This is a genomic window from Microbacterium sp. NPDC056052, from assembly GCF_042266785.1.
Classification (GTDB): Bacteria; Actinomycetota; Actinomycetes; order Actinomycetales; family Microbacteriaceae; genus Microbacterium.
In genome coordinates, this window is record NZ_JBHJWV010000004.1 from 254,734 (window position 1) to 279,597 (window position 24,864).

The 24,864-nt window shown below is 71.0% G+C and carries 22 protein-coding genes; 8 read left to right on the top strand and 14 right to left on the bottom strand.

Features of this window, described 5'->3' with window-relative positions; genetic code table 11:
• Positions 1 to 136 precede the first annotated feature (136 nt).
• From ACFC1J_RS10175 to ACFC1J_RS10185, 3 genes are all read right to left on the bottom strand, one after another.
• Positions 137 to 364 carry an RNA-binding S4 domain-containing protein gene (locus tag ACFC1J_RS10175; protein WP_375905011.1) on the bottom strand — a complete coding sequence of 76 codons (228 nt, stop codon included), beginning with the start codon at positions 362 to 364 and terminating at the stop codon, positions 137 to 139.
• Positions 365 to 491: 127 nt separating this feature from the next.
• Positions 492 to 1,805, bottom strand: coding sequence for a serine hydrolase domain-containing protein (locus ACFC1J_RS10180; protein WP_375905014.1), 1,314 nt, complete (start codon positions 1,803 to 1,805; stop codon positions 492 to 494).
• Between the two features lie 273 nt (positions 1,806 to 2,078).
• Positions 2,079 to 3,059 (bottom strand): J domain-containing protein, encoded by a 981-nt coding sequence (locus ACFC1J_RS10185; RefSeq protein WP_375905017.1) that lies wholly within the window; start codon positions 3,057 to 3,059, stop codon positions 2,079 to 2,081.
• Positions 3,060 to 3,164: 105 nt separating this feature from the next.
• On the opposite strand from ACFC1J_RS10185, the gene ACFC1J_RS10190 reads away from it, so the two are divergent.
• Together ACFC1J_RS10190 and ACFC1J_RS10195 are read left to right on the top strand one after the other, a co-directional pair.
• Positions 3,165 to 3,704, top strand: a complete 540-nt coding sequence (locus ACFC1J_RS10190) for a VOC family protein (RefSeq protein ID WP_375905020.1) — start codon at positions 3,165 to 3,167, stop codon at positions 3,702 to 3,704.
• A 59-nt stretch (positions 3,705 to 3,763) separates the two neighbouring features.
• Positions 3,764 to 4,570 (top strand): 2-phosphosulfolactate phosphatase, encoded by an 807-nt coding sequence (locus tag ACFC1J_RS10195; protein ID WP_375905023.1) that lies wholly within the window; start codon positions 3,764 to 3,766, stop codon positions 4,568 to 4,570.
• Between the two features lie 37 nt (positions 4,571 to 4,607).
• On the opposite strand, the gene ACFC1J_RS10200 is transcribed toward ACFC1J_RS10195, so the two are convergent.
• Positions 4,608 to 5,258: a GntR family transcriptional regulator gene (locus tag ACFC1J_RS10200; protein ID WP_375905026.1), complete on the bottom strand. Its 651-nt coding sequence runs from the start codon at positions 5,256 to 5,258 to the stop codon at positions 4,608 to 4,610.
• A 78-nt stretch (positions 5,259 to 5,336) separates the two neighbouring features.
• Between ACFC1J_RS10200 and ACFC1J_RS10205 the strand changes: the two genes are divergently transcribed.
• On the top strand, positions 5,337 to 8,201 hold the full coding sequence (locus tag ACFC1J_RS10205) for an FAD-binding and (Fe-S)-binding domain-containing protein (protein ID WP_375905029.1): 2,865 nt from the start codon (positions 5,337 to 5,339) through the stop codon (positions 8,199 to 8,201).
• Between the two features lie 150 nt (positions 8,202 to 8,351).
• Here ACFC1J_RS10205 and ACFC1J_RS10210 read toward each other — a convergent pair whose 3' ends face one another.
• Positions 8,352 to 10,670 carry a hypothetical protein gene (locus ACFC1J_RS10210; protein ID WP_375905032.1) on the bottom strand — a complete coding sequence of 773 codons (2,319 nt, stop codon included), beginning with the start codon at positions 10,668 to 10,670 and terminating at the stop codon, positions 8,352 to 8,354.
• A 164-nt stretch (positions 10,671 to 10,834) separates the two neighbouring features.
• Here ACFC1J_RS10210 and ACFC1J_RS10215 point away from each other — a divergent pair, with 164 nt between their 5' ends.
• The 5 genes from ACFC1J_RS10215 to ACFC1J_RS10235 are packed head-to-tail and all read left to right on the top strand — an operon-like array spanning position 10,835 to position 16,673.
• Positions 10,835 to 11,884 (top strand): LacI family DNA-binding transcriptional regulator, encoded by a 1,050-nt coding sequence (locus ACFC1J_RS10215; protein ID WP_375905035.1) that lies wholly within the window; start codon positions 10,835 to 10,837, stop codon positions 11,882 to 11,884.
• Entirely contained in the window at positions 11,881 to 13,485 is a 1,605-nt protein-coding gene (locus ACFC1J_RS10220) for an FAD-dependent oxidoreductase (protein ID WP_375905038.1), read from the top strand. Before ACFC1J_RS10215 ends, ACFC1J_RS10220 begins: the two co-directional genes overlap by 4 nt.
• Positions 13,486 to 13,514: 29 nt before the next feature.
• A complete protein-coding gene (locus ACFC1J_RS10225; RefSeq protein WP_375905041.1) occupies positions 13,515 to 14,801 on the top strand; it encodes an ABC transporter substrate-binding protein in 1,287 nt (428 codons plus the stop codon).
• The gene (locus ACFC1J_RS10230) at positions 14,798 to 15,772 is read left to right on the top strand and encodes a carbohydrate ABC transporter permease (RefSeq protein ID WP_375905043.1); all 975 of its coding nucleotides are present in this window, start codon (positions 14,798 to 14,800) and stop codon (positions 15,770 to 15,772) included. Before ACFC1J_RS10225 ends, ACFC1J_RS10230 begins: the two co-directional genes overlap by 4 nt.
• Positions 15,762 to 16,673: a carbohydrate ABC transporter permease gene (locus ACFC1J_RS10235; RefSeq protein WP_375905046.1), complete on the top strand. Its 912-nt coding sequence runs from the start codon at positions 15,762 to 15,764 to the stop codon at positions 16,671 to 16,673. The genes ACFC1J_RS10230 and ACFC1J_RS10235 overlap by 11 nt, the downstream gene beginning before the upstream one ends.
• Before the next feature lie 162 nt (positions 16,674 to 16,835).
• Here the strand turns inward: ACFC1J_RS10235 and ACFC1J_RS10240 are convergent, their stop codons facing one another.
• The 9 genes from ACFC1J_RS10240 to ACFC1J_RS10280 form a co-directional block, all read right to left on the bottom strand.
• Positions 16,836 to 17,177 carry a CHY zinc finger protein gene (locus ACFC1J_RS10240; protein ID WP_375905049.1) on the bottom strand — a complete coding sequence of 114 codons (342 nt, stop codon included), beginning with the start codon at positions 17,175 to 17,177 and terminating at the stop codon, positions 16,836 to 16,838.
• A gap of 26 nt (positions 17,178 to 17,203) precedes the next feature.
• Entirely contained in the window at positions 17,204 to 17,998 is a 795-nt protein-coding gene (locus ACFC1J_RS10245; RefSeq protein WP_375905052.1) for an ABC transporter ATP-binding protein, read from the bottom strand.
• Positions 17,995 to 19,047: a FecCD family ABC transporter permease gene (locus tag ACFC1J_RS10250; protein ID WP_375905054.1), complete on the bottom strand. Its 1,053-nt coding sequence runs from the start codon at positions 19,045 to 19,047 to the stop codon at positions 17,995 to 17,997. Before ACFC1J_RS10250 ends, ACFC1J_RS10245 begins: the two co-directional genes overlap by 4 nt.
• A complete protein-coding gene (locus tag ACFC1J_RS10255) occupies positions 19,044 to 20,093 on the bottom strand; it encodes a FecCD family ABC transporter permease (RefSeq protein ID WP_375905057.1) in 1,050 nt (349 codons plus the stop codon). Before ACFC1J_RS10255 ends, ACFC1J_RS10250 begins: the two co-directional genes overlap by 4 nt.
• Complete coding sequence (locus tag ACFC1J_RS10260; protein ID WP_375905060.1) at positions 20,093 to 21,124, bottom strand: iron-siderophore ABC transporter substrate-binding protein; 1,032 nt, start codon at positions 21,122 to 21,124, stop codon at positions 20,093 to 20,095. The genes ACFC1J_RS10255 and ACFC1J_RS10260 overlap by 1 nt, the downstream gene beginning before the upstream one ends.
• Positions 21,125 to 21,223: 99 nt before the next feature.
• Positions 21,224 to 21,700 (bottom strand): hypothetical protein, encoded by a 477-nt coding sequence (locus tag ACFC1J_RS10265; protein ID WP_375905063.1) that lies wholly within the window; start codon positions 21,698 to 21,700, stop codon positions 21,224 to 21,226.
• A gap of 124 nt (positions 21,701 to 21,824) precedes the next feature.
• Positions 21,825 to 22,631 (bottom strand): prolipoprotein diacylglyceryl transferase, encoded by an 807-nt coding sequence (locus ACFC1J_RS10270; RefSeq protein WP_375905066.1) that lies wholly within the window; start codon positions 22,629 to 22,631, stop codon positions 21,825 to 21,827.
• Positions 22,631 to 23,050: a hypothetical protein gene (locus ACFC1J_RS10275; RefSeq protein ID WP_375905069.1), complete on the bottom strand. Its 420-nt coding sequence runs from the start codon at positions 23,048 to 23,050 to the stop codon at positions 22,631 to 22,633. The genes ACFC1J_RS10270 and ACFC1J_RS10275 overlap by 1 nt, the downstream gene beginning before the upstream one ends.
• A gap of 33 nt (positions 23,051 to 23,083) precedes the next feature.
• Complete coding sequence (locus tag ACFC1J_RS10280) at positions 23,084 to 24,793, bottom strand: radical SAM protein (RefSeq protein WP_375905072.1); 1,710 nt, start codon at positions 24,791 to 24,793, stop codon at positions 23,084 to 23,086.
• Positions 24,794 to 24,864: the final 71 nt, after the last annotated feature.

The window sequence follows — 24,864 nt, forward strand, 5'->3', positions numbered from 1 at the left end:
TGCTGTGTGTCCTGCTACAGGTGACGACGAGCCGCATGGGTGTCGATGACCGAGGACCAGGTTTTCCTCGACGCTGAGTTCGTCGAAGCTTCCGCGGATCCGGCCCTTCGACAGGCTCAGGGACCGGATGGGCCGCTCAGGGGCGGACGCGCACCGTGCGTCCCTCGTACGTCACGAGGTCGCCGTCGACGAGCTGACGTCCGCGACGGCGGTCCACCTCGCCGTTCACGCGCACGTACCCGTCGATGATCGCCTCCTTGGCGTCGCCGCCGGAGTCGAGCAGCCCCGCGAACTTCAGGAACTGTCCGAGCCGGATGCCCTCGCCCCCGATGGAGATGTCGTCGCTCACGTCGTTGCCGCTCATATCGCCACGCTATCCCAGCCGCGACAGGCCGACGCCCCCGCGCAGGATCCGCGCCCCCCTGTGGCGGCGCTGCTGCGAGGGGGCGCCGACGCGCAGAGGGGGCGTCGACGCAATGACGCGGCCCCTCCTACTTCTTCTGTGGGGCGAACGGGGTGCCGAGCTCCTGCGCGAGGGACTGGAAGATCCGGGTCGCGGGGGAGCTGCAGGGCAGATCCGTCGGATTGTCGGTCAGCGTCCTGGCATCGCTCGGGCAGTCGCCCGAAGGGATGTCGCTGTTGACCATCGTGATGATCGTGGTGTCGTCCTTGGTGCTGTAGAACATCGAGGTGTTGTAGCCGGGCAGCTCCCCGGCGTGGCCGACCCAGCCGTTCTGGCAGCCCCAGCCGATGCCGTATCCGCCGTTGCCCGGCCCGTTGAACTCGCGGAACGACGTGAGCCGCTCGATCTGGTCCTTCGCCGGCACGAGGCCTGCCCCCGTCGCCTCGGCCCGCCCGAAGGTCAGCAGGTCCTGCGCGCTCGAGATCAGCTCGCCCGCGGTCCACCCCCAGGAGGGGTTCCAGTTCGTCGTGTTCGCCGGGGCGTCCGGCGTGCCGTGCCCGCCCTGCAGGGTGAACCCCTGCGCGTGCGGATCCGGGAAGGCGGCGGATCCGGCCGGGAAGATCGTGTGCGTGAGGCCGAGCGGGGTGAGGATCTTCTCCGCCAGCACGTCCTGGTAGCTCTTGCCCGTCACCTTCTCGATCACGAAGCCCAGCAGGATCGTGTTGGTGTTCGAGTAGTCGAACGCGGTTCCTGGCGCGAAGTCCTGCGGCTTCAGGCCCAGGCCGGCCGTGAGCAGCTCCTCGGGCTTCCACACCCGGTCGGGCTCGGAGAAGAAGATCTTCTGCCAGGCCGGATCCTTCGTATAGCTCGTCACCGAGCTGCTCATGTCCGCGAGCATGCGGATCGTGACCTCGTCGCCGCGGGGCACCCCGTCGACGTATTTCGAGATGGTGTCGTCGAGACTCAGCTTGCCCTCGGCCGCGAGCTGCAGGGTCAGGGTTCCGGTGAAGGGCTTCGTGATGGATCCGACCCGCTGGTAGACGTCGGTCGTCATCGGGGCGCCGGTGGAAGGATCCGCCACGCCGTAGGCCCTGAAGAACAGGCCCTCCGGCGACTGCACGGCCACGATGGCGCCCTTCGCCGACGTCTGGGCGAAGGCGGCCTGCGCAGTCTTGTCGATCGTCGCGGTCAGGTCGTCGGGAAGCGCCGAGGTCGGCAGGTCCGCGGTGCGCGCCACGACGGCCGAAGGGTCGGCGACGCAGGTCGAAACCGCGGGCACCGTCGATGAGGGGGTGCCGGCGCCCGTCGCGGTGGGCCCGGTCGAGGGTTGCGCCGAGCACCCGGCGAGGATGAGCAGGGCGGCCGCGAGCGCGATCGGCCTCGCGAGACGAGCGGTGACCATGGCGGACTCCTTCAGGCGGATCAGTCCTCTCCCCAGGAAGACTCTGGCACCCGCGGCGTCCGTGAGGAATAGACATGGCCCATTCCGACCCGTGCCCGGCCCCGGGAGACGGGTGATCGCATGCGCATGCGGGAGGGGAGGATCGGGCTCCGGCTCATCCCCGCGGGACCACATCGACGCCCCCTGCAGCGTCTGGGCCCCCTCGCAGAGATGCGCGCCAGAGGGGGCGTGGATCGCCAGAGGGGGCTCCGACGCCACGTTGGCACCCCGTCCTCAGGCGAAGCGGACGGTCTGCTGGATCCGGGTGCGCACGTCGAACAGCTCGGTGCCGCCGATCGTCCGGGATCCCGGCACGCCGGACCGCAGCAGTGTGCGGAGGGTGCTGCGGCGCGCGACCATCACGGTCGTGCCGCGGATCGCGCCGAGGGGCGTGGTCGCCTGTGCCAGGTCGTCGTCGGGGAGCACCAGGATCGCCCCGCCGAAGCGCACCCGCGCCGAGCGTGCGACCGTGCGCACCTGCGTCACCAGCGCGGTGATCGGAGCCCGGGGGCCGGCGCCGGAGCCGATGACCTCGCCGCCGCGGAAGCGCGCGATCTCGCCGAAATCGGCCGACATCAGTCCGTAGAGCCCCGACGGCCCGAGCACGATGTGGTCGAGCGTGTCGGGGGGCGTCGGCACCGAACCGCCGCCGGGACCACCGGATCCGCCGGGACCGCCGAACCCATCGGGACCACCGGATCCGCCGGGCACCGCCACATCGTGCCATGCCGTGAAGCCCATGCCCAAGTCGGCGACGGAGCGGGCCGTGTGCTCCTCGGCGAGGGCGTTCGCGAGGATCCGGCGCAGCTCGCGGGGGATCGCGCGCACGAACGCGGGGTCGTACGGATCCGGCACCTCGGATCCGGCCCAGGCGTGCACCTGCGCGACGTAGTGACGCCGCCGGCTCGCGCCCGCTTCGCCGTAGGCCTTCGCGCGCGGGCGCGTGTCGGTGCGTGCGGCCGGAGCGCGCCAGCCGTCCCACGCGACCTCGTCGTCGGCGAATCCGTGCCCGCGGTCGTAGGCGGCGCGCAGCTCCGGGGTGCCGACGAGCTCCCAGGCGCGCTGGACCTGGATGAACACGGTCGCGTCGCCTCCCGTGTCGGGGTGCGTGCGGCGCAGCTGCAGACGGTAGGCGCGGCGCAGCTCCTCGTCGGAAGCGCGTGCGACGACGCCGAGCACCTCGTACGCGGAGGCGGAGAGCGGGCTGTCGAACATCGCCCTCCTCGGGGTGGTCTGCGCCGCGGATCGGCGGAATACAGGGTATCCGGTCCGATGTCGGAGGCGGTCCGTAGGCTCGGGATCACGACGAGAGGATCCCCCATGGCGATGATCGATCCGGCTACTCCGACCGGCTACACGACCGTCGCGCCCTGGGTGGTGACCGACGACACCGGCGCACTGCTCGACTTCATCGCGGGCGCGTTCGAGGGGGAGGAGCTCGCCCGGGTGCAGACCGCGGACGGTTCGATCGGCCACGGCGAGATCCGTGTCGGGGACACCGTGGTGCTGGCCTTCGACCGGCGCCAGGACTGGCCGGTCATGCCGAGCCTGCTGCGCGTCTGGGTGGCCGATGCCGATGCCGCCTTCGCGCGGGCGCTGGACCGCGGGGCGATCGTCGTGACCGAGCTCGGCGACAACGCCTTCGGGCAGCGCGGCGGACGCGTGAAGGATCCGTTCGGGAACATCTGGTGGGTCACCGCCCAGGTCGAGGACGTGCCGGAGGACGTCATGTGGCAGCGCCTGCAGGAACCGCGCTACGCCGAGAACATGCGGTACGCGCAGGAATCGCTCGACGCGGCGCTGACCGGGTCGGCGTCGACCTGGAGCAGTGCCCCGCTGCGTTCCGACGACGCGCACTGAGGGCCGAGCCGGGCGAGGTGGAGCGCGAGGCGCCGATTGCGGCCGGGTACCATTCCCGGGTGAGATCCCCGATGAGCCCCGACCATCCGCTGCAGCAGGACTACGAGGTGCGCTTCGACTGGGCGCGCGAGGGCCTGCGCTCGATCGCACAGGGGGCGGGCGTCATCGTCGTGATCGACGCGATCTCGTTCACGACGACTGTGGAGCGGGCCGTGACCGAGGGGCTCGAGGTGCAGCCGTTCCCCGGCACGCGCGCCGAGGCCGAGCGGTTCGCCGCCGAGCACGGCTTCGGGGAGGCCCGTCTTGCGGGTCCTCGCGGGGGAGCGGGGGTGACGCTGTCCCCGTCGAGCCTCACCGCCGAGAACGTCGCGGCCTTCGGGGCGACCAGGGCCGTGGTGCCGTCCTTCAACGGCTCCCGGCTGTCGGCGGCCGCCGCGCGGTTCGGCGTGCCCGTGCTCGCCGCGTCACTGCGCAATCGCTCCGCCGTCGCGCAGTGGATCCTCGACCACCAGCACGCCGTCGGGCGCCGCGTGAAGGTCGCCGTGGTCGCGGGCGGCGAGGTGCGCGATGACGAGACCGTGCGGTTCTCCGTCGAGGACCTGCTCACGGCGGGCGCCGTCATCGACGCGCTCGGAGCACTCGGCATCGACGCGTGCTCGCCGGAAGCGGCTGCGGCAGGCGCCGCCTACACCGGCCTGTCCCGGGCGACCCGCCACCTGTTCACGGCCTCGTCGAGCGGCGTCGAACTGCGCGACGAGGGGCAGGGCGCGGACGTCGAGCTCGCCGCTCAGACCGACGTGTCCTCGACCGTGCCGGTGCTCGTCGACGGCGCGTACCGGGTGGCGGAGCCGGGCATCGGCACCTGAACGGCACCCGCGCGCCCGGCTCGTCAGGCGCCCTGCGTCAGGCGCCCAGCGCGTCCACCAGCCGCTCTTCGGCGGATCCGAGGTGGTCGTGCAGGAGCCGGGAGGCGAGATCCCCGTCATGGTTGCGCACGGCGTCCAGGATCGCGCGGTGCTGCGCCGCGATGTCATGCGCGTCGAGCAGGCGGCGGTCCTGCACCTGCGCCATGCAGAGGCGCGTCTCATCCAGCAGCGTGCGGTACATGCGGGAGGTGCGTGCGCTCTCGATGCCATCGATGAGCGCGGTATGGAAGCGGATGTCCGGATCGACGGTCGCGGCATCCGGTCCCGGAGGCAGTGCGCTGATCTCGTCGTTCGCCGCGACCGCTGCCGCAGGGATGCGGGCGTCGACCGCGAGCTCTCGCAGCGCCATGCTCTCCATGCGCGCGCGGGTGCGGTAGACGTCGCGCACCATGCCCGCGTCGATCGCCGCAACACGGGCGCTGCGGTGCGCGGTCCGCACGAGCAGCCCGCTCGCGACGAGCTGCTCGATGGCCGCTTTGGCGCTCGGGCGGGCGATGCCGAACTCTGCAGCCACCCAGGCCTCGGTGACCGGGGCGTCGCCGGCGAGCGTCCCGTTCAGGATCCGTGTACGCAGCACCCGACTCGTCGCCTCGACGACGCCGACGATGTCCAGGGTGCTGTTGATCATGGCAACAGCGTAGAAGATGTGAATGCGATCGGTATGCTTGTCAGACAATCTTGATCGCGCTGTCGCGAGGAGTTCCGCATGTCCGCCACCCTGACCTCACCACTGGACGAGGCCGCCCTCGGTCCCGACGTCCGGGTCGCGTCGCGCACGATCGACCGCTTCGCCCGTGCGCACGACGCCTCGCACTACCTGCTCGTGCCGGACGCGGTTCTCGTCCCTCAGGACGCCGCATCGGTCGCGCGGGTGTTCGGCGCCGTGCGCGCGGCGGGCCGCACCCTGACCTTCCGCTCCGGCGGCACGAGCCTCAGCGGTCAGGGCGTGACCGGCGATGTCATGGTCGACACGCGCTCGGCGTTCCGCGGCATCAGCGTGAGCGCCGACGGGACCTCCGTCGCGGCCCAGCCCGGCGCCACCGTGCGTCAGGTGAACACGCGGCTGGCGCGGTTCGGGCGCAAGCTCGGACCGGACCCGGCGAGCGAGATCGCCTGCACGATCGGCGGTGTGGTGGCCGACAACTCGAGCGGCATGGCGTGCGGCATCGTGGAGAACTCCTACCGCACGATCGAGTCGATGCTGCTCGTGCTGCCGAGCGGCACGATCCTCGACACCGGCGCGCCCGACGCCCTCGCCCAGCTGCGGGACCGGGAGCCCGAGATCGCCCGGGGTCTGCAGCATCTGCGCGACCGCCTGCGCGGCGACCCGCGCCTGAGCGCCGAGGTCGCGCGTCAGTTCTCGATGAAGAACACCATGGGGTACGGCCTCAACTCCCTCCTCGACTTCGACGATCCGGTGCGGATCCTGGAGCACCTCGTGATCGGATCCGAGGGGACGCTCGCGTTCGTCGCGGAGGCGCGGTTCCGCACGATCCCGATCCAGCCCGCGATCTCGACCGGGCTGCTCGTGTTCGACACGCTCTCCGACGCGATGGCGGCACTGCCCGGTCTGACCGCGCTCGGGCTCGCCACGATCGAGCTCATGGATGCGGCCTCGCTGCGCGTCGCCCAAGGGCTCAGCGCGGTGCCAGACGCGATCGCCGGGATCGAGGTGCAGGGGCACGCGGCGCTGCTCGTCGAGGTACACGCCCCGGATGCCGCCGCGCTCGCCGAGGGCAAGGCGGCCGCGCTCGCCCACGTCGCCTCCCTGCCGCTCACGACGCCGGCGCGGATGACCGAGGATCCGGCTGAGCGCGGCGAGCTCTGGACCGTCCGCAAGGGGCTGTACACCGCGGTCGCGGGGGCCCGCCCGTCGGGCACGACGGCGCTGCTCGAGGACATCGCGGTGCCGGTCGAGCGCCTGCTCGGCGTGTGCGAGGGGCTCACGGCGCTCTTCGAGAGGCATCACTACGAGGGCTGCGTGATCTTCGGGCACGCCAAGGACGGCAACGTGCACTTCCTCGTCAACGAGCGCTTCGACGATCCGGAGGCGCTGCGTCGCTACGAGGCCTTCACCGAGGACCTCGTCGAGCTCGTGCTCGCCCAGGGCGGCACCCTCAAGGCCGAGCACGGCACGGGCCGCATCATGGCTCCGTTCGTGCGCCGCCAGTACGGTGACGTGCTGACCGACATCATGTGGGAGATCAAGGGCCTCATCGATCCGGACGGGATCCTGAACCCGGGTGTTGTGCTGTCGGACGATCCGAGCTCGTACCTCGCCGACCTCAAGCTCGTCCCGACGGTCGAGGGCGAGGTCGATCGCTGCGTCGAGTGCGGGTACTGCGAGCCGACCTGCCCCAGCAAGGACGTGACGCTCACCCCGCGGCAGCGCATCGTGCTGCGCCGCGACATGGCCGCCGCCCTGCACCGGGGCGAGGTCGAGGTGGCCGCCGAGATCGCGCGGGACTACGACTACGACGCCGTGCAGACCTGCGCGGTCGACGGGATGTGCGGGGTCGCCTGCCCGGTCGACATCAACACCGGGGATCTCGTGCGCCGGCTGCGCGCGGAGGAGGCCGGCCGGCTCGAGCAGGGCGTGTGGAACGTCGCGGCGAAGGGCTGGGGAGCGATCACCCGGGGCGGCGGTCTCGCGCTGAACGTCGCCCAGGCGCTGCCGGCGCCCCTTGCGACCGGTGTGACCAGGGCCGCGCGCGCCGTGCTCGGCGCCGACACGGTGCCCCTGTACGACGCGCGCCTCCCCGGGGGAGGATCGCGCGCGCCGCAGGCCCGGAATCCGGTCGATGCGCAGGCGGTGCTCTTCGGATCCTGCATCGGGACGATGTTCGGGCCCGAACCCCGGTCCCTGAGCGAGCGGAGCGAGACGAAGGGCGGCGAGGGCTCCAGGGAGGCCGTGCGCCTGCTGCTGGAGCGGGCCGGGATCTCGTACAGCGTGCCGCCGGATGCCGGCGGACTCTGCTGCGGCACCCCGTGGAAGTCGAAGGGGCAGCTCGACGGCTACACGACGATGACCGAACGCGTCCTGCCCGCCCTCTGGGCCGCCAGCCGGCAGGGCGCCCTGCCCGTGGTGTGCGACGCCGCGTCCTGCACCGAGGGCCTGCACGTCATGCTCGCGAAGGCCGTCGCGGAGCGCCCCGAGTATGCCGCGCTGCGGATCGAGGATGCGACGACCTTCCTCGCGCGCGAGGTCCTGCCGAAGCTGACCGTGCGGGAGCGCATCGGGTCGGTCGCGGTGCACCCGACGTGCTCGACCACGCAGCTCGGCGCGAACGACGCCCTGCGTGCGCTGGCCGCGGCCGTCGCGGATGAGGTGTACGTGCCCGAGGGCTGGGGCTGCTGCGCGTTCGCGGGCGACCGCGGCATGCTGCATCCCGAGCTGACCGCGAGCGCGACCGCCGTCGAGGCGGCTGAGGTCGCGGCCGCCGGCGTCGATCGCGGCGGCTTCGACGCCTACGTCTCGGCGAACCGCACCTGCGAGCTCGGGATGAGCCGCGCGACCGGCCAGCCGTATCGGCACGTGGTCGAGGTGCTCGAGGAGCTGACCCGCGCCTGATCCGTCTCTGGCTGACCGGTGGTCGGGTCGCGCGAGCCCCACGTCCGCAGGACTTCTGCACCTCTGCAGGATGATTCCCGCGGGATCATCCTGCAGAGCTGGATCCGTCCTGCGGACTGAGGCGCGGATCCGACGCTCAGGGCGCCGTGGTCATGCCCCGAGCTGCGTGCCGCTGCAGTCCAGCCCGCGGTAGATGCGGGGCGCGCCGTCCAGCGTGAGGGCCACTGTCCCCGCGCCGGCGGCGAGGGCAGTCTCCTGGCCGATGCAGTCGATCTGGGTGACGCTCGCCCCCGCGGCCGGGACGACGAGCGTCGTCTTGGTCGGCCACGGATCCAGCCAGAGCTCGGGGGCGGGGAACGCGGTCCCCGCGGGATCGTGGTCGGCGTTCAGGATGTAGCCGTCTGCCCGGTTCCACAGCACCGCGAACTCGCCGCCCGGCGCGTCGAAGAGCAGGCCCCTGTTGTGGTCATCGGCGAAGTCGAGCCAGCGGACGAACGCGGCGCGGTCGAGCAGGCGTGCCGCGTTCGCGTACGCGAGCAGGGACGGCTTCGCGCTGGTGTCGCGGTTCATCAGGCCGTAGTGGTACTCGGCGTCCGCGGGGTTCGCGACCTGGGGGTTGCCGAGGACGCTGTCGTGGAACTGGTACCAGCACACGCAGCGGACGCCCTCCGCCTTCGCGAGCGCCAGGCTCAGGAACACGTTCTCCGCGGCGTGCCGGTAGGTGTCGTACCACCACGCGTTGGGCTTGGTGCAGGCGTACGCCTCGGTCATCCAGATCTCCTTCGGCCCGTACTGCGCGACGAGCGCCTTGAGCCGGCGGAGGCCGCCGAGGAAGTTCCAGTAGGTGCCGTTCGCGCCTGCGTCCACGGGATCCTGCGGCACGTAGTCGGGGGTGAAGTTGCCGCGGCCGGGGTGGAAGGCGATGCCGTCGATGAGATCCCAGCCGCCCGCCGCGTGGAAGTTCTGCACCCACGGCTCGTCCATGCCCGCGAGCCCGTTGTTCAGGAGCTTGAGCGATGCCCCGGTGGCGACCACGCGGTCGTGGACGGGACGCAGCGCCTTGTCGACGTACGCCTGCGCCGCGGTCCCGGTGTTGAACGGGCGGTTCAGCTCGTTGCCGACCTCGAAGTACTCGGCGCCGGCTCCGACGGCGATCGCGGTGTTCGCGGAGGCCCACGCCGTCGCTTCGGCGGGAGTCGCCGTCAGCGAGGGCTGCAGCTCGACGTTGTGCGACATGCCGCGGGCGTCGAACGCGGACGGCGGCAGACCGGGGCCGCCGTCGTACGAGATGCGGACCCGGTCGACCCCGATGCTCTGCCAGAGGTCGAGGACGGCCGTCGCGGAGGGCACCTGCAGCCAGGGGTAGTTGGCCATCCCGAACATGCTGTCCGCGGTCGCCGGATGGTCGCGGGGCGGGATCGCCGTGAGATTGGTGCGGGCGAACGCCTCCGTCCCGCCGGCCACCGCGGCGATCTCGGTGACCACGAAGCCGGATCCGGGCGCGGTCAGGAGGAAGCTGTGATCCAGCGTTCCGGAGGCCGGCACGACGACGGCGACGGTCTGACTCGCCAGCAGGGTTCCGTTGAAGTCGCGTGCCCACCACACCAGGTCGACCGCGCGATCGGTCGCGCTGCCGTTCGCGACCTGTGCGGAGATCGTGAGCTGCTGCCCCGCGGAATCCCACAGGCCGAACGGCCGATCCGTCCAGACCTCGATCCCGAGGTCCTGCGCCGTGCCGATCGCCGCGACCGCCGAGGGGCGCTTGTCGCTGAAGAAGAAGTCCGCCCGGCTCACGACGCTGCCGTCGGGCTGAACCACGCCCGGCGCGTGCACCCAGGTCGAGTTCGTCCAGGACTGACGCGATCGATCGAGGATGAGCAGGCCGTGCAGCGCGCCCCATGCGGAGGTGTGCGCGACGCCCACGGCGTCCTCGAAGGGTATGCCTCCGCCGGCATCCCGCTTCCACTCGGTGAGCGCCACATAGCCGTCAGGCTCGGTCGCGGACAGGACCGCGCGGCTGAACAGGAATCCGTCCGGGATGAAGACTCCGGAGCCCGAGGCGTGCCACTCCAGGCGCACATGCCGGGTGCTGATCGAGAAGAGCCCGAAGACCGCGATCGGTCCTGCGGCGCTCGGCATCGCGTAGTCCATCCGGATCGCGGGGGTTCCGTCCGCCAGCGTCACGAGTGTCGGCGTGCCGCCCGTGGACACCTGGATGCCGGTCGCCGTGTCCTTGGTCTGGAACTTGGAGCCCTGCATGCGGATGACGCCGGAGCCGTCCCTGATGGCGACGCGACCGCCGGGACTCGCCACGATGCTCACCCCGTCCGCACTGAGGGTCACATCGCCCGCGGTCGCATTCGCGCGGATCGGGCTCTGCGCCGCCACCAGCAGCGCCCCTGCCGCGAAGGTCGCGCCGAGGAAGCCTCGCCGGGTGAATCCCGTCGCGCCGTCGTTCCCGTTCGTCATCCGGATCTCCTTCGATCGTGATAATGCGCATTAGCGCCAGAACGGCCACCAGTCTGACCCGCTGTCCGCGTCGATGTCAAGAAGGCTTGCGCTTTCTGAAGATACGCATTAGCGTCATGCTCACGCCTTGGTGATAGGCATTATCAACACGCGGAGGGACCGGCATGTCGGGGAAGACGGGCAAGACGACCCAGAAGGAGATCGCGCGGATCGCCGGGGTCAGCCAGACGACGGTGTCCCTCGTGCTCAACGATCGCGACGGCACGAACGTCCGGATCCCGGAGGCGACCAGGGAGCGGGTGCGGCGCGCGATCGAGCAGACCACGTATGTCGCCGATCCCGCCGCGCGGAGGCTCGCAGGACTCGACAACAAGATCCTCGGCGTCTTCACCTACGAGTCGGCGTTGACCGCGGAGAGCATGGACTTCTACGGGCCCCTGCTCAACGGGATCGAACGGGCCGCCGAGCAGCACGACTGCGACCTCCTGTTCTTCACCAGCTCGCCGGTCGAGAACGGATCGCGCCGGCTCTTCCACCGGAACACCCGGCTGCGTCTCGCCGACGGCTGCATCCTGCTCGGCCAGCACATGGACGGCGAGGAGCTGGCCCGGCTGGTCAGCGAGGGCTTCCCCTTCGTCGCCGTCGGACGGCGCGACGAGGCCGAAGGCGTGCCGTACGTCGGGATCGACTACCGCGCGCTCACCCGGGAGCTGATCGCGAGCGCCGCCGGGCTGGGGCACACGACCGCCGTCTACGTGCACGGCGACAGGGACACCCCCTCGTCCCGCGATCGGCTCGCCGAGATCGAGGCGGCGGGCGGGAGCGGACCCCTGTCCTTCCGCTCCCTGCCTGATGTCGGCGGCGACCTTGCCGCGACCGCACGCGCGATCGTCGAGAGCGGAGCCACTCTCGTGGTCGCCGAAGACGCCTTCGCCGCCGAGGATCTCGCGCTCGCTCTCGAGCGCCTCGGCGTTTCTCTGCCCGGCGACGTCTCCCTCGCGGCGCTCGGCGAGGTGCAGAGCCACACGATCGGCGGGCTGCGCCTGTCCGGATTCCACACCCCGCGCCAGCGGATCGCCTTCGAGGCGCTGAGTCTGCTCCGCGAGCTGATCGCGGCCGCGCCCGAGGACGCAGGGACGATCGACCGGCAGCGGCTCCTCAACGGCTCCCTCGAGCTCGGCGAGACGCTCGTGGCACGTCGGGCGGACGCATGAGGGTCCTCCGTGCGGACGTCGCCGTCATCGGGGGCGGACTCGGGGGCGTCGCCGCCGCCCTCGCCGCCCTCGGTCGGGGCAAGCGCGTGATCCTGTCCGAGGAGCACACATGGCTGGGCGGTCAGCTCACCTCGCAGGCGGTGCCGCCCGACGAGCACATCTGGGTCGAGCAGTTCGGCGTCACCGCGCGCTACCGCGCCCTCCGCGAGGGGATCCGCGCGCACTACCGCTCCTTCTACCCGCTCACCGACGCCGCCCGCCGCGACCTCCGGCTCAACCCCGGGCTCGGCCGCGTGAGCAGGCTCTGCCACGAACCCCGGGTGGCCGTCGCGGTGATCGCGCAGCAGCTGGCCCCCTATCTGTCCAGTGGCCGGCTCACGGTCCTGCAGCCGTACACGCCCACCTCGGCCGCCGTGGCCGAGCACGTCGTCTCGTCCGTGGTCCTTCGCCATGCTGAGGACGGCACGGAGGTGCGGGTGGAGGCGCCGTTCGTCCTCGACGCCACCGAGACCGGCGAGCTCCTCCCGCTCACCGGCACCGACTTCGTCCTCGGGGCCGAGTCGCGCGCCGAGACGGGCGAGCCGAGCGCCCCGGAGGACGCGGATCCCGGCAACGTCCAGTCGATCTCCTGGTGCTTCGTCTTCGACCACGTCGAGGGCGCCGACTTCACCATCGAGAGGCCGGCGAGCTACGACTACTGGCGGGAGTACGCCCCCGCCTTCTGGGGCGACCGGCTGCTCTCGTTCACCGCGCCGCAGCCCCGCACGCTCGAACCGGAATCCCGCACGTTCCACGTGAACCCGCCCTACGGCACGGGCGCTGCGGAGGACCCCCGGCAGGATCCCGGCGACCTCGACCTGTGGGAGTTCCGCCGGATCATCGCCCGTCAGAACTTCGAACCCGGCGCCTACGAGAGCGACATCGTGGTGGCCAACTGGCCGATGCTGGACTACCTGGACGGATCGATCATCGACGATCCGGACGCCGCGGCCCATCGGGCGGCGGCCAAGGAGCTGTCCCGCTCCTACCTGTACTGGCTGCAGACCGAGGCACCGCGCCCGGACGGCGGCACCGGCTGGCCGGGGCTCCGCCCCCGGGGCGACCAGACCGGAACGGCCGACGGATTCGCGCAGGCGCCGTACATCCGCGAGTCCCGGCGCATCAGAGCGGTCACCACCGTGGTCGAGCAGGACATCTCGGTCGCCCACCGCGGGCACGCCGGGCCGGCGACGTTCGAGGACTCGGTCGGGATCGGCATGTACCGGATCGACCTGCACCCCTCGACCGGCGGCGACAACTACATCGACGTCGAGTGCGCGCCGTTCGAGATCCCGCTCGGCGCGCTCGTGCCGGTCGCGACCCGCAACCTCCTCCCCGCCGCGAAGAACATCGGCACGACCCACATCACCAACGGGGCCTATCGGCTCCACCCCGTCGAATGGAACATCGGAGAGGCTGCGGGCGAGCTCGCGAGCTTCTGCATCGACGAATCCACGCTTCCGAGACACGTGCTCTCGGATCAGGAACTGCGACAGCGGTTCCAGAACCGGCTCGTCGAGTCGGGCATCGAACTCCATTGGCCGGAGATCCTCGGCTACTAGCGAGCCCCCTCCTATCAAGAAAGCCCCCCATGAACACAGCAAAGAAGCTGGTCGGCGCCGCTGCCCTGGCGACGGCCGCGATCGTCGCGATCACCGGATGCAGCGCCACCCCGAGCACCCCTGCACCCACCACCGCCGCCCCGGACAGCGTGGCTCTCCGGATGACCGTGTGGACCTCGAACGAAGCGCAGCTCGCACTGTTCGCCTCGATCGCCGACGACTACAAGGCCACGCATCCCGAGATCAAATCGATCACCTTCGACAGCCTCCCGTTCGCGGACTACAACACGACCCTCACGACGCAGATCGCCGGCGGCAACGCTCCCGACCTCGCCTGGATGGGGGATCTGTCCAAGGACCTCATCGCCTCCGATGCCCTCCTCCCGCTCACCCCCGTGCTGAAGGAGACCAAGGGATGGGGATACGACGACCTGCTCCCCAGTGCGACCGCGGAGTTCTCCAAGGACGGGCAGCTCTACGCCTACCCCTTCTCGAACTCGCCTTACGCGCTCTACGTGAACAAGGACCTCCTCGCCGCCGCCGGCCAGTCGCTGCCCTCCTCGGGGCTGACCTGGGACGACGTGTCCAAGGCGGGGGCGGCCGTGAACGCCGCGACCGGGAAGGCGGGGTTCGTCATCCGCGACTTCGACTTCTCCGCCTGGAACACCCTCGCCACCGTCTGGACCGGCTGGGGCGCGAGCGCGTGGAACGCCGACGGCACGAAGTGCACCTTCGACGACGACAAGATGGTCGACGCCTTCACGTTCCTGCACGACGCCGTCTTCAAGGACTCCGCCATGCCGGGGCCCGGAACCAAGGCCGACTTCTTCGCGGGGGACTCCGCCTTCACCGTGGCGCAGGTCTCCCGGGCTTCGCTCCTCACCGGGGACTTCGGATACGACGTCGTGCCGCTTCCCGCTGGGCCCGCCGGGCCCTACTCGGTGATCGGGCAGGCCGGCGTGGGCGTCCTGCGCACGAGTGCGCACCCGCAGGAGGCGAGCTCTTTCCTGGCCTACCTCACCGGGCCGGAGAACAGCGCCAAGCTCTCGCAGTTCTTCCCGTCGGCGCGCACGTCGCTGCTGACCGGCGAGAAGCTGGCGGCGAACAACACCAAGCTCAGCGCCGATCAGCTGCAGACCGTCGTCGTGGATCAGCTGGCCGGAGCGGTCACCCTGCCCAACCACACCAGCCCCGCCGAGATCGCACAGAAGGGCAAGACGGCCCTGGACGCGATGTGGAAGCCGGACGCGGACGTGAAGAAGGTGCTGACCTCGGTCTGCTCCGCGATCACCCCGCTCCTCGCGGGCGGACGATGACTGCCGCAGGCACCGCCACCGGGGAGGCGCGCTCAGCCGCCTCCCCGGCCTCGGCCGGACTGCGTCCCGCGGTCGCGCGCCGCGGGAGGTTCTGGACGATGCGGCGCAGGGACGCGGCTGCCGGATACCTCTTCATCGCGCCGCAGGTGATCGGCGTCGTGCTCTTCGTGCTGATCCCGGTGGGTCTCGCGATCTACTACAGCCTGAACAAGTGGAATATCTTCACCGGGCAGCTCAGCTTCGTGGGCGGGGCGAACTATGCCGCGCTCGCCGCGGATCCGCAGCTGCCGAGTGTGCTGGGCGCCACCGCGGTGTTCTCCCTCGGGGTGGTCGTGCTGAACATCGGACTCGGGCTGGGCCTGGCCGTGATGCTCAACCGCCGGTTCCGCGGGGTCACGTTCTTCCGCACCCTGTTCTTCTCCCCGGTGGTGATCTCGGTCGTCGCCTGGACCCTGGTCTGGGGGTTCCTGCTCCAGGACAACGGCGGGATCAACGCGCTGCTCGCGCAGCTCGGGATCCACGGGCCGAACTGGCTGCAGGAGGGGCCGACGGCGATGGGCGCCGTCATCGTGACGCAGGTCATCCGCAGCGTCGGCGTGAACATGGTCCTGTTCCTGTCCGCGCTGCAGGGCGTGCCGGGCGAGCTGTACGAGGCGGCGCGCATCGACGGCGCGGGCAACCGCACGATCTTCGCGCGCATCACCCTGCCCCTCATCTCCCCGACGCTGCTGCTCACGAGCATCATCACGATCGTCGGCGCGCTGCAGGCGTTCGCGCAGATCGCCGTGCTGACCGAGGGAGGGCCCGCGCTCTCCACGACGGTGCTCGTCTACTACGTCTTCCAGCAGGCGTTCACGTTCAACAACATCGGCTACGGCTCGACCCTCGCACTGATGCTGCTCACGTTCGTGATGCTGCTCACCGTGCTGCAGTGGCAGCTCAGAAGGAAGTGGGTCTTCTATGAGCACTGAGACGCTCACCGGCGCTCGGGCGGGGATCCGTATGCAGACGCCGCCGATCGTGAGGACCCGGCCCTCTCGGGGCCGGATCCTCCGCCGGATCGTGCTCTACGTCGCGCTCGGCGTGATGGCGCTGCCGTTCGTGGTTCCGACGATCTGGATGGTCGCGTCCTCGTTCAAGCCGCTTAACCAGATCTTCGCCGCTCCGCCCTCGATCTTCACCGCGTCGCCGACCTGGGACGCATACGTGCAGGCCTTCGGCTTCCAGCCCTTCGCCCGCCAGTACGCCAACAGCGTGTATATCGCGGTGGTCGTGACGCTCATCGTGCTGCTGGTGTCGAGCCTCGCCGGCTACGCCTTCGCCCGGCTGCGCTTCCCCGGCCAGAACGTGCTCTTCCTGATCGTGCTGGTCGGGCTGCTGGTGCCGGGCGAGGTGACGATCGTCCCGCTCTTCCAGATGTTCAAGAGCGTGGGCCTGATCAACACCCACTGGCCGCTGATCCTCGTCACGGCCCTGGCCGCGCCCTGCGTGCTGGCGACCTTCATCATGCGGCAGTTCTTCATCGCGCTACCGGTCGAGCTGGAGGAGGCCGCGCGGCTGGACGGACTCGGCCGCCTGGCGATCTGGTGGCGGATCTGTCTGCCGCTCGCGAAGCCCGCCCTCTCGGCCGTCGCGATCCTCACATTCCTGGCCTCGTGGAATCTCTACCTCGAGCCGACGGTCTACCTGACCTCGCCGGATCTGTTCACACTGCCGCAGGCGCTCACGCGCTACACCGACGCATACGGCGGAGAGATGTGGAACACCCAGCTGGCGGCCGCGACGATGACCGTGGTTCCGGTGCTCGTGGTGTTCCTGATCGCGCAGCGGCAGTTCGTCGAGGGGCTGGCGCACTCCGGGCTGAAGGGCTGAGGCGGTGACGCGGTCGCGGTCGAATGCCGCTTCCGCAGGACCTCTGCAACTCTGCAGGATGATTCCGCGCGGATCATCCTGCAGAGCTGGATCCGTCCTGCAGACCTGCGGCGCCGATCGGCCGACGACCGCGGGAGAACCCTGCAGAAGTGGGTCCGTCCTTCAGGACCCGCCCGGCGCGACCTCGAAGTACAGGTCCGCGTGCAGCGCGCAGCGCGGATTGAACGCGGCGGCGCACCGAGGGCAGGCGGTGACGCCGAGGTACTCGCGGATCTCGAGTTCGTGGCCGCAGACGCCGCACAGCACGGCCTTCGAGCCCTGCTCGGCCGCCGGCCACGGCCGGGAGGGATGTCCGGCCGTCTCCTCGTGGCAGAGGTGGCACGGGTAGTACTCGCCGCAGCAGGCGAAGCGGATCGCCACGACGTCGAGCTCGGTGCGATAGTGCACGCAGCGCGTCTGCGCGTCGACGGGACGCCCCTTGACCTCCACGCCCTCCGTGCCCATGCGACGATCCTAGGCGCGCCGCGCGTTCAGCCTCGATGCACGTCCACGGGCACGATCATCGGCGTACCGGCGACCGGATCCGGGATCACGACGGCCTCGAGGTCGAACACCTCGCGGAGCAGCTCGACCGTGACGACGTCTCCGGGCGCTCCCTCGGCGACGATCCGGCCCTCGCGCATCGCCACGAGATGGTCGGCGTAGCGCGTCGCGAGGTTGAGCTCGTGCATGACGACGACGACCTGGGTGCCGCGCTCGCGCGAGAGCCGCACGAGCAGCTGCAGCAGCTCGACCTGATGCGCGAGGTCGAGGTAGGTGGTCGGCTCGTCGAGCAGCAGGATGTCGGGCTCCTGCGCGAGCGCCATCGCGACCCATGCGCGCTGCCGCTGCCCGCCCGAGAGCTCGTCGATCGAGCGCTCCGCGAACTCCGCCATGCCGGTCACCTGCAGGGCGTCGGCCACCACCTCGTCATCGCGGTGATCGCGCCCGCCCAGCCAGCCGCGGTGCGGGGTGCGGCCACGGTCGACGAGGTCGGCGACGCTGATCCCGTCGGGGGCGACCGGCGCCTGGGGCAGAAGGCCCACGATGCGCGCGACCTCCTTGGTGGGCAGGTGCGCGATCGCGGATCCGTCCAGCAGCACGGATCCGCGTCGCGGCTTCAGCAGCCGCGCGAGCGCGCGCAGCAGAGTCGACTTGCCGCAGCCGTTGCCGCCGACGATCATCGTGATCCCTGATGCGGGAAGGGCGAGATCCAGCCCGTCGATGACGGGATCGCCGTCGTAGCCGACGGTCAGGCCGGTCGCTTCCAGCGTGTGCGAGCTCATGCGCGCGTGCGTCCTCTCATCAGGAGCCAGAGCAGGAACGGCGCGCCGATCGCGCCGGTGATCACGCCGACGGGCAGCGCGATAGGGAACAGGTGCTGCGCGACCGCATCGCCGGCGAGCACGATGATCGCGCCGAGGAGCGCGGAGACCAGGGGCAGCGCCGCATCGCGTCGCACCAGCCGCAGGGCGATGGGGCCGGCGAGGAACGCGACGAACGAGATCGGCCCGGTCAGTGAGGTCGCCACCGCGATCAGCAGCACCGCGCACAGGATCAGCAGGATCCGGGAGCGCTGCGGGCGCACGCCGAGCGCCGTCGCGGAGTCGTCGCCGAGACGCAGCACCGGAAGCGATCGCGCCGTCAGCACCGCGATCGCCAGCAGCACGACGAGCACGGGCGCGGTCGGCGCGAGCTGGTCCCAGAGACTGCGGCTGAGGGATCCGGCCATCCACACGGTCGCTTGCTCTGCGGCTTTGACGTCGGAGCGGGTGAGGACGTAGCCGATCACGGCCTGCAGCGCCGCGGCGACGCCGATGCCGACGAGCACGAAGCGCAGGCCGGAGAGCCCTCGCCGGTACGCGAGCACCCAGATCAGGAGAGCGGTCACGAGCCCTCCGCCGATGGCCGCGCCCGAGACCACGAGGCCGGAGGCGCCGAAGAACGAGATGGCCGTGATCGCGGCTGCGCTGGATCCCGTGCTGATGCCGATCACGTCGGGGCTCGCGAGCACATTGCGCAGCAGGGTCTGGAACAGCATGCCGCCGAGGCCGAACGCGGCCCCCGCCAGCAGCGCGCCGACCGCGCGGGGCAGGCGCAGCTCCACCACGGCGAAGCTCGCACCGGGCACGGTCTGTCCGGTGAGCGCGCGCAGCACGTCGGGAAGGGCGAGGGTCTTCGCGCCGAACACGAGCACGGCGCCGAACAGGACGAGAGTGACGACGGCGAGGCCCGCGAGGAGTACCGTGTCACGGACCGCCCGGCGGCGACGGGCGGCGCGGAGCCGATCCGCGGGTGCGGCGGTGGCGGGGCGCGGGGTGTCGAGAACGGTCACAGCCCGATCGCCTTCCGCCGTCGCAGCAGCGCGATGAAGACCGGCGCGCCGATCACGCCCGTCACGATGCCCACCTCGAGCACGCCGGGGCGCGCGAGGATCCGGCCGATCACGTCGCAGACGAGCAGGAACGTCGCGCCGGCCGCGGCAGAGAGCGGCACGATCCAGCGGTAGTCCGCCCCGACGAGGAACCGCACCGCGTGCGGAACGGCGAGACCCACGAAGCCGATCGGTCCTGCGAGCGCGGTGGCCGTGCCGCACAGCAGCACGACGGCGAGCACCGCGGTGAGGCGGGAGGCGCCGACGCGCACGCCCAGCCCGCGGGCGACGTCGTCCCCGAGGGCGAGCGCGTTCAGCCGGCCGGAGCAGGCGATCGCGAGGACGGCGCCGAGGGCGAGGAAGCCGCCCAGCTGCGCCAGGGCGGAGAACGATGCGGCGGTCAGCGATCCGACCTGCCAGAAGCGGAAGCTCTCCAGCGTCGACTCGTCGACGATGAGGATCCCCGTGATCACGGCCGTCGCGATCGCCGCGACGGCAGCCCCCGCGAGGGCGAGCGTCACCGGGGTCGCGCCTCCGGGACTCGCCGCGGCGGCGCCGTATCCGACCACGACCGCCACGGCGGCGCCGGCCAGGGCGCACCACACGATCACGAGCGGTGCCTGCCACCCGAACAGCGTCATGCCCAGCACCACGAACAGCGACGCACCGGCGTTCACACCGAGCAGGCCGGGATCGGCGAGGGGGTTGCGGGCCATGCCCTGCATGACGGCGCCGCCCGTGCCGAGCGCCGCGCCGACGAGCAGCCCGGTGATCGTCGTGGGCACCCGCGAGAGCACCGCCGCCTGATCCGTGGATCCGTCGGGGCGCAGGAACGCGCCCCACACGGCGTCGAGCGGCACGAGCCGCGCGCCGAGGGCGAGGGAGAGCGCGGACGCGGCGAGCATCGCGCCCAGGCACACGGCGATCGCCCACCCCGGGCTCAGATGCACGCGACGGCGTGCACCGGAGCCCGGCGTGGGCGTCGTCGGCGCGGGGGCGAGGCTCATCAGGCCTTGGCGGCGGCCTCGCCGAGCATCTTCGCGTAGGTCGGCAGCGCCCACGGGATCGACAGCACGGTGGGCGCGGAGACGGCCATGAGCAGCTCCTCGTCGTTCATGAGCGCGACGGAGCCCTTCCTCACGGCGGGGATCCGGCTGAGCAGCGGGTCGTTCTTCAGGGTGGACAGGTCGCCGCCCTGCACGTAGACGACCGCCACGTCGGCATCGAGCTTGTCCGCCTGCTCGGCCGAGATCGTGCCGACGAAGCCCTTCTCGTTCTTCGCGAGGTCCGCGAGGGACTTCGGGGTGGCGAAGCCCAGGTCGTTCAGATACTTCACGCGGGTGTCGTTCGGCGTGTAGTACTGCACCTTGCCGGGATCCTTCGCGTCGACCCAGATCACCATGCCCGTCTTGCCGGTCGCGGCCGGATACTTCGCCATCTCGGCGGCCATGGTCTTCTCCGTGTCGGCGATCAGCGTCTTCGCCGCGGCGGACCTGCCCAGCGCCGTGCCCACCATCGTGGTCGAGTCGCGCCACGACGTGCCCCAGGGGGCGCCGGGGTAGGCGACGGTGGGCGCGATCTTGGTGAGCGTGTCGTACTCCTGCTTGGTGAGGCCGGAGTTCGCCCCCAGGATCAGATCCGGAGAGGTGTCGGCGATCTTCTCATAGGGGATGCCGTCCGTCTCGTCGTGCACGGGCGGCAGCTTGGCCTTGTCGGCGAGGATCGCGTCCTTGGTCCATTCCAGGTAGCCGTCGCCGTCCGAGTCGCCGAACGTGGCCTTCGGGATCGTGACGGGGACGGTGCCCAGAGCGATCGAGGCGTCGAAGCTGCCCCAGCCGATCGTCGCCACGTTCTTGGGGGTCGACTCGATGACGGTCTTGCCGTAGACGTGCTCGACGGTCGCGGGGAAGGCGCCGTCGGCGGACCCGGTCCCGGTGGCGCTGGGCGCGGACCCGGTCGAGCACGCGGTCAGGGCGAGGGCGCCGGCGGTCAGGAGGCTGAGGACGGCTGCGCCGCGGCGCAGGCGGAGGGAGGGCATGGATCTCCTCGGAGCAGACAACGGGTAGGTAGGTAAGCCTAACCTATCTATCCGACTCGACGAGGAGGAGCGGCACCGACCAGAGGCGCGCCGTGCGGATCAGGCCCCGTTGAGCAGTCCCAGGCAGGGCCCGATCACGACGAGCCAGGCCGCCGCGGAGATGATGAGCACACCGACGCCGATGCCCCTGGTCTTCGACCAGATGAGCAGCACGGCGCCGAGGACCAGCGGCAGGACGAGCGCGCCGATCGAGAACGCCATGCCGAGGTTGGCGAGGGCAAAGAACAGGACCAGGGCGAGAAGCATGGATCCGCAGCCCACCGCGGTGCCGATGCCGATCCCGGCCCCGAAGCTCAGTCCGGAGCGGGGTGCGGCGCCGGGCTGGCCGACGTACGCGGCGTAGCCGCCGGGTGCTCCCGGGGCACCAGGGGCTGCGGGGTAGCCCTCTGGGGCGGGCTGGGCCCCGCCAGTCGGGGCTCCCGGGGGCGGGCCGGCGGGTGCCACCGGACCCGGCGGCGGAACCGGCGCAGGCGGCGCGGACGGGGTGAGCGGTGGCGCCAGGGGCACCGGTGGCATCGGCGGGACCGGCGGTGCGGGCGGCGTCGGCGTTCCCGGGTGCGCCGGCGGCTCCGTCGGGCCCGTGGGTGCACCCGGTTCCGGTGGCGCCGGCGACTCTTCCGGATCCGGTCCGGCGGGGAGGTCAGGCGTGTTGTTCACTGGGGGTCCTCCTGGGGATGAGAGGGAAGGCGCCGCGTCGCGCCTTCCAGACGATGCGGGCGAGTAGGAGCGGGATCGTGACGATCAGGAAGAGCTGCGGGCGGGAGAGGCCCATCCAGGCGATGTCGTTGCCGCGTACGAACTCGACGAAGAAGCGGAAGATCCCGTAGGCGGCGATATAGAGGGTCAGGGTCTCCCCGGCGGCGATGTCGCGATGCCGTAGCCAGAACCACAACACGCAGAACGCCGCCGCGTGGAACGCGATCTCGTACACGAAGCTCGGATGCAGCGGCACGCCCGCCGGGGATCCGACCCTGGTGGCCGCGGCAGGATCCAGGACGATGCCCCAGCCTGCGCCGGTGGGGGTGCCGGGGCGCTCCGTGAAGAGGCAGCCGAAGCGCCCGATCGCCATCGCGATCGCGACTGCGGGCGCGAACAGGTCGCCGCTGCGGTCCCGGTATCCGACGATCTTCTTCGCCACGTGCACGCCGAGCCAGGCGCCGACCAGGGCGCTCAGGATCGAGGCGTTGCCGTGCGTGAGCTGCGAGACGAGGTCGCGATTCTTCGTGAGGTCGATGTGCTGAGCCCACGTGCCGAGGCGGCTCAGGATCGCCGCGCCCAGCAGTGCACCGAGCACGAGATACGCCACCCGGGGGTCCGTGACGCCCCGTCGGCGACGCTCGATGAGGAACACGATCCCCGCCGCACCCAGTCCCAGCGCGACGAAGAAGCCGTGCGTCTCGAGCGGAGGCGCCCACGGTCCGAGCAGATCCTGCAGCGTCGGGAACATCAGAACCGCCCGATCCAGAACATCACCCAGAACGGGGTCGCGACGGCGGCGAGCACGGCGAGCACGGAGAGATACGCGAGCACGAGACGGGTGTCGCCGAGCTTGCACTTCGATCGCAGCAGTCCCTGACGGCGGGCGCGTGCGTATCCGGCGATGGCGATGAGCGCGAAGCCCAGGACCGCGATCGGGCCGAGCAGGCACGCGATGAGCGCGACCGTCGTGAACACGCACAGCCGCAGCGGATCGAAGGGCGGGGCGGCGGATCCGACCGCCTCGTCATAGCGGTTCAGGGCGGACAGGTCGAGCGGGGCGGGGCCAGTGGCGGAGTCAGCGGCGTCGACTGCTCCGAACTCAGTCGATTCGGGCGCTGCGGCGGCGGGGCGCGCGGGAATCGCCGTCTCCGACTGAGTTCGGAACACGTCGCGCTGTGCATCGCCCCCCGATGACATGGCTCAGTGCCCCACCGAGAGTGGAAGCCGCGTGCGGTCGCCGGCATCGACACCGGCTTCGGAGGTCGCTCTTGCCGCCCGGGCGCCTGCGGATCCGGTCGCCGTGGAGATGCGGGTGCGGGAGAGCGGCGCCCACGCCTGTACCGCGCAGAACGGGGCGCACTGGTGGGCCGACGTCTCTTCGTTGACGGTTGCGACATGCACGCAGCACTGCGTGAGGCGCTCCTCGATCATCGTGTTGATGTCCATGAAGGGCTTGACCGTGATGCGCTTGACGCGCTCGCCGAGGAACTGGCGCAGTCGCTTGTGCTGACCGGGCAGTGCGGCGGTGGCGAGCTTCGTGAGCGTGCCGATGCCGAGATCGCAGCCCGTGCAGATGTCCTTCCAGAGGGATCCGATCGACGGGTGCGACAGCGACGACTGCTCGCTGAGCAGGTCGAGCAGGGACTGCTTGACCGAGTCCTTGAGCTTCTGGTTGATGCCGCTGTCGGCGATCCGGTTCGCGATCAGGTCGGGGTTCAGGTCGAGGAACTCCTTGAGCCGGTCGTGGCCGACGAGCTTGGTGAGCGAGTTCCAGGATCCGGAGTCGTCCTTGAGCAGGTAGCCGACCGAGCAGCAGTGCGGGTGGCTGCAGGGCAGCGCGGTGAGATCCTGCCAGGTGACCTCGCCGTCGGTCTGCGGCGCCAGCCGTGCCAGCACGCCCGTGTGCGTGAGGCGGTCGTGCGGGTCGATGCCCGCCGACCGGCCGGATCCGAAGACGGGCTGGATCGTGACGCCGCCCACGTAGGGCGTCTCCATGGCGCGGCGGATCACGGCGCCGATCTCGCCGTCGTTGACGCCCAGGGCCGCGGTCATCGTGAGGGTCGTGAACACCCCCGCCTCGCTGAGGCGGGCGAGTGCGCGCTCCTTGAACCGGCGGATGTCCGCCCCGCGGTGATAGGCGGAGGCCTCGGCGCTCTCGCCGTCGTACTGCAGATACACCTCGACCCGCTCGCGATGCTTCTTGAGCGTCGCGACGAGCGCGTCGTCCTGCGCGATGCGCAGACCGTTGGAGTTGAGCAGGATGCGCACCACGGGGCGTGCCACGAGGTGCTCCAGCAGCTGCTCGAGCCACGGGTACAGGGTCGGCTCACCGCCGGAGAGCATCAGCACGTCGATGCGATTGTTCTCGCGCGCCAGCCGCGCGTCGACCGAGGCGAGCACTTCGGCGAGCGGTGCGATGGCGCTCGCCGCAGGGCTGGACTCCGCGAAGCACGTGGGACAGCGCAGGTTGCAGTGGTCGGTGAGGTCTTCCAGCAGGATGCAGGTGTGCTGCGTCTGCATCTCCGGCAGGCCGTCCTCGTAGGCCGAGGGCACCGGCTTGAAGTTCCCGGTGAGGTCGGGCTCGTGCACCTTCGTCGGCGCGGTCCACTGCTCGAGGTAGGTAAGGATCTCGGCCGACTCGTCGTACATCGTGCGCTGCAACCCGTGCTCGGGGCAGCCGCGCTCCAGCCAGACGCGATCGCCGCGTACCGCGAGCCACCCGCTCAGCCGGCGGACGTCGGCGAGCGGTCGATCCGGATCCTCTTCGTGGCACGTCGGGCAGAACGCGTTGACGTAGCGATGCACGCGGTAGTCGCGCAGGGGCTGGCCGGATCCGGCGGTCTTCGCACGGGCGGGGGCTCCCGCCGCACCGGGGCCGAGGCCTGCCGGAGTCTCCACGGTGGGGGTCATGGGCTCACCCTAGCGGCGCGACCGTGCACATGCGGGCCTTGGAGGGCGGAGGGTGGGGAAAGCCCGTAGCG

Excerpts from the sequence above, each read along its gene's own strand:
- ACFC1J_RS10175 (WP_375905011.1), bottom strand. The coding sequence starts at position 364 with ATGAGCGGCAACGACGTGAGCGACGACATCTCCATCGGGGGCGAGGGC.
- ACFC1J_RS10180 (WP_375905014.1), bottom strand. The coding sequence starts at position 1,805 with ATGGTCACCGCTCGTCTCGCGAGGCCGATCGCGCTCGCGGCCGCCCTG.
- ACFC1J_RS10185 (WP_375905017.1), bottom strand. The coding sequence starts at position 3,059 with ATGTTCGACAGCCCGCTCTCCGCCTCCGCGTACGAGGTGCTCGGCGTC.
- ACFC1J_RS10190 (WP_375905020.1), top strand. The coding sequence starts at position 3,165 with ATGGCGATGATCGATCCGGCTACTCCGACCGGCTACACGACCGTCGCG.
- ACFC1J_RS10200 (WP_375905026.1), bottom strand. The coding sequence starts at position 5,258 with ATGATCAACAGCACCCTGGACATCGTCGGCGTCGTCGAGGCGACGAGT.
- ACFC1J_RS10205 (WP_375905029.1), top strand. The coding sequence starts at position 5,337 with ATGTCCGCCACCCTGACCTCACCACTGGACGAGGCCGCCCTCGGTCCC.
- ACFC1J_RS10210 (WP_375905032.1), bottom strand. The coding sequence starts at position 10,670 with ATGACGAACGGGAACGACGGCGCGACGGGATTCACCCGGCGAGGCTTC.
- ACFC1J_RS10215 (WP_375905035.1), top strand. The coding sequence starts at position 10,835 with ATGTCGGGGAAGACGGGCAAGACGACCCAGAAGGAGATCGCGCGGATC.
- ACFC1J_RS10220 (WP_375905038.1), top strand. The coding sequence starts at position 11,881 with ATGAGGGTCCTCCGTGCGGACGTCGCCGTCATCGGGGGCGGACTCGGG.
- ACFC1J_RS10225 (WP_375905041.1), top strand. The coding sequence starts at position 13,515 with ATGAACACAGCAAAGAAGCTGGTCGGCGCCGCTGCCCTGGCGACGGCC.
- ACFC1J_RS10230 (WP_375905043.1), top strand. The coding sequence starts at position 14,798 with ATGACTGCCGCAGGCACCGCCACCGGGGAGGCGCGCTCAGCCGCCTCC.
- ACFC1J_RS10235 (WP_375905046.1), top strand. The coding sequence starts at position 15,762 with ATGAGCACTGAGACGCTCACCGGCGCTCGGGCGGGGATCCGTATGCAG.
- ACFC1J_RS10240 (WP_375905049.1), bottom strand. The coding sequence starts at position 17,177 with ATGGGCACGGAGGGCGTGGAGGTCAAGGGGCGTCCCGTCGACGCGCAG.
- ACFC1J_RS10245 (WP_375905052.1), bottom strand. The coding sequence starts at position 17,998 with ATGAGCTCGCACACGCTGGAAGCGACCGGCCTGACCGTCGGCTACGAC.
- ACFC1J_RS10255 (WP_375905057.1), bottom strand. The coding sequence starts at position 20,093 with ATGAGCCTCGCCCCCGCGCCGACGACGCCCACGCCGGGCTCCGGTGCA.
- ACFC1J_RS10260 (WP_375905060.1), bottom strand. The coding sequence starts at position 21,124 with ATGCCCTCCCTCCGCCTGCGCCGCGGCGCAGCCGTCCTCAGCCTCCTG.
- ACFC1J_RS10265 (WP_375905063.1), bottom strand. The coding sequence starts at position 21,700 with ATGCCACCGGTGCCCCTGGCGCCACCGCTCACCCCGTCCGCGCCGCCT.
- ACFC1J_RS10270 (WP_375905066.1), bottom strand. The coding sequence starts at position 22,631 with ATGTTCCCGACGCTGCAGGATCTGCTCGGACCGTGGGCGCCTCCGCTC.
- ACFC1J_RS10280 (WP_375905072.1), bottom strand. The coding sequence starts at position 24,793 with ATGACCCCCACCGTGGAGACTCCGGCAGGCCTCGGCCCCGGTGCGGCG.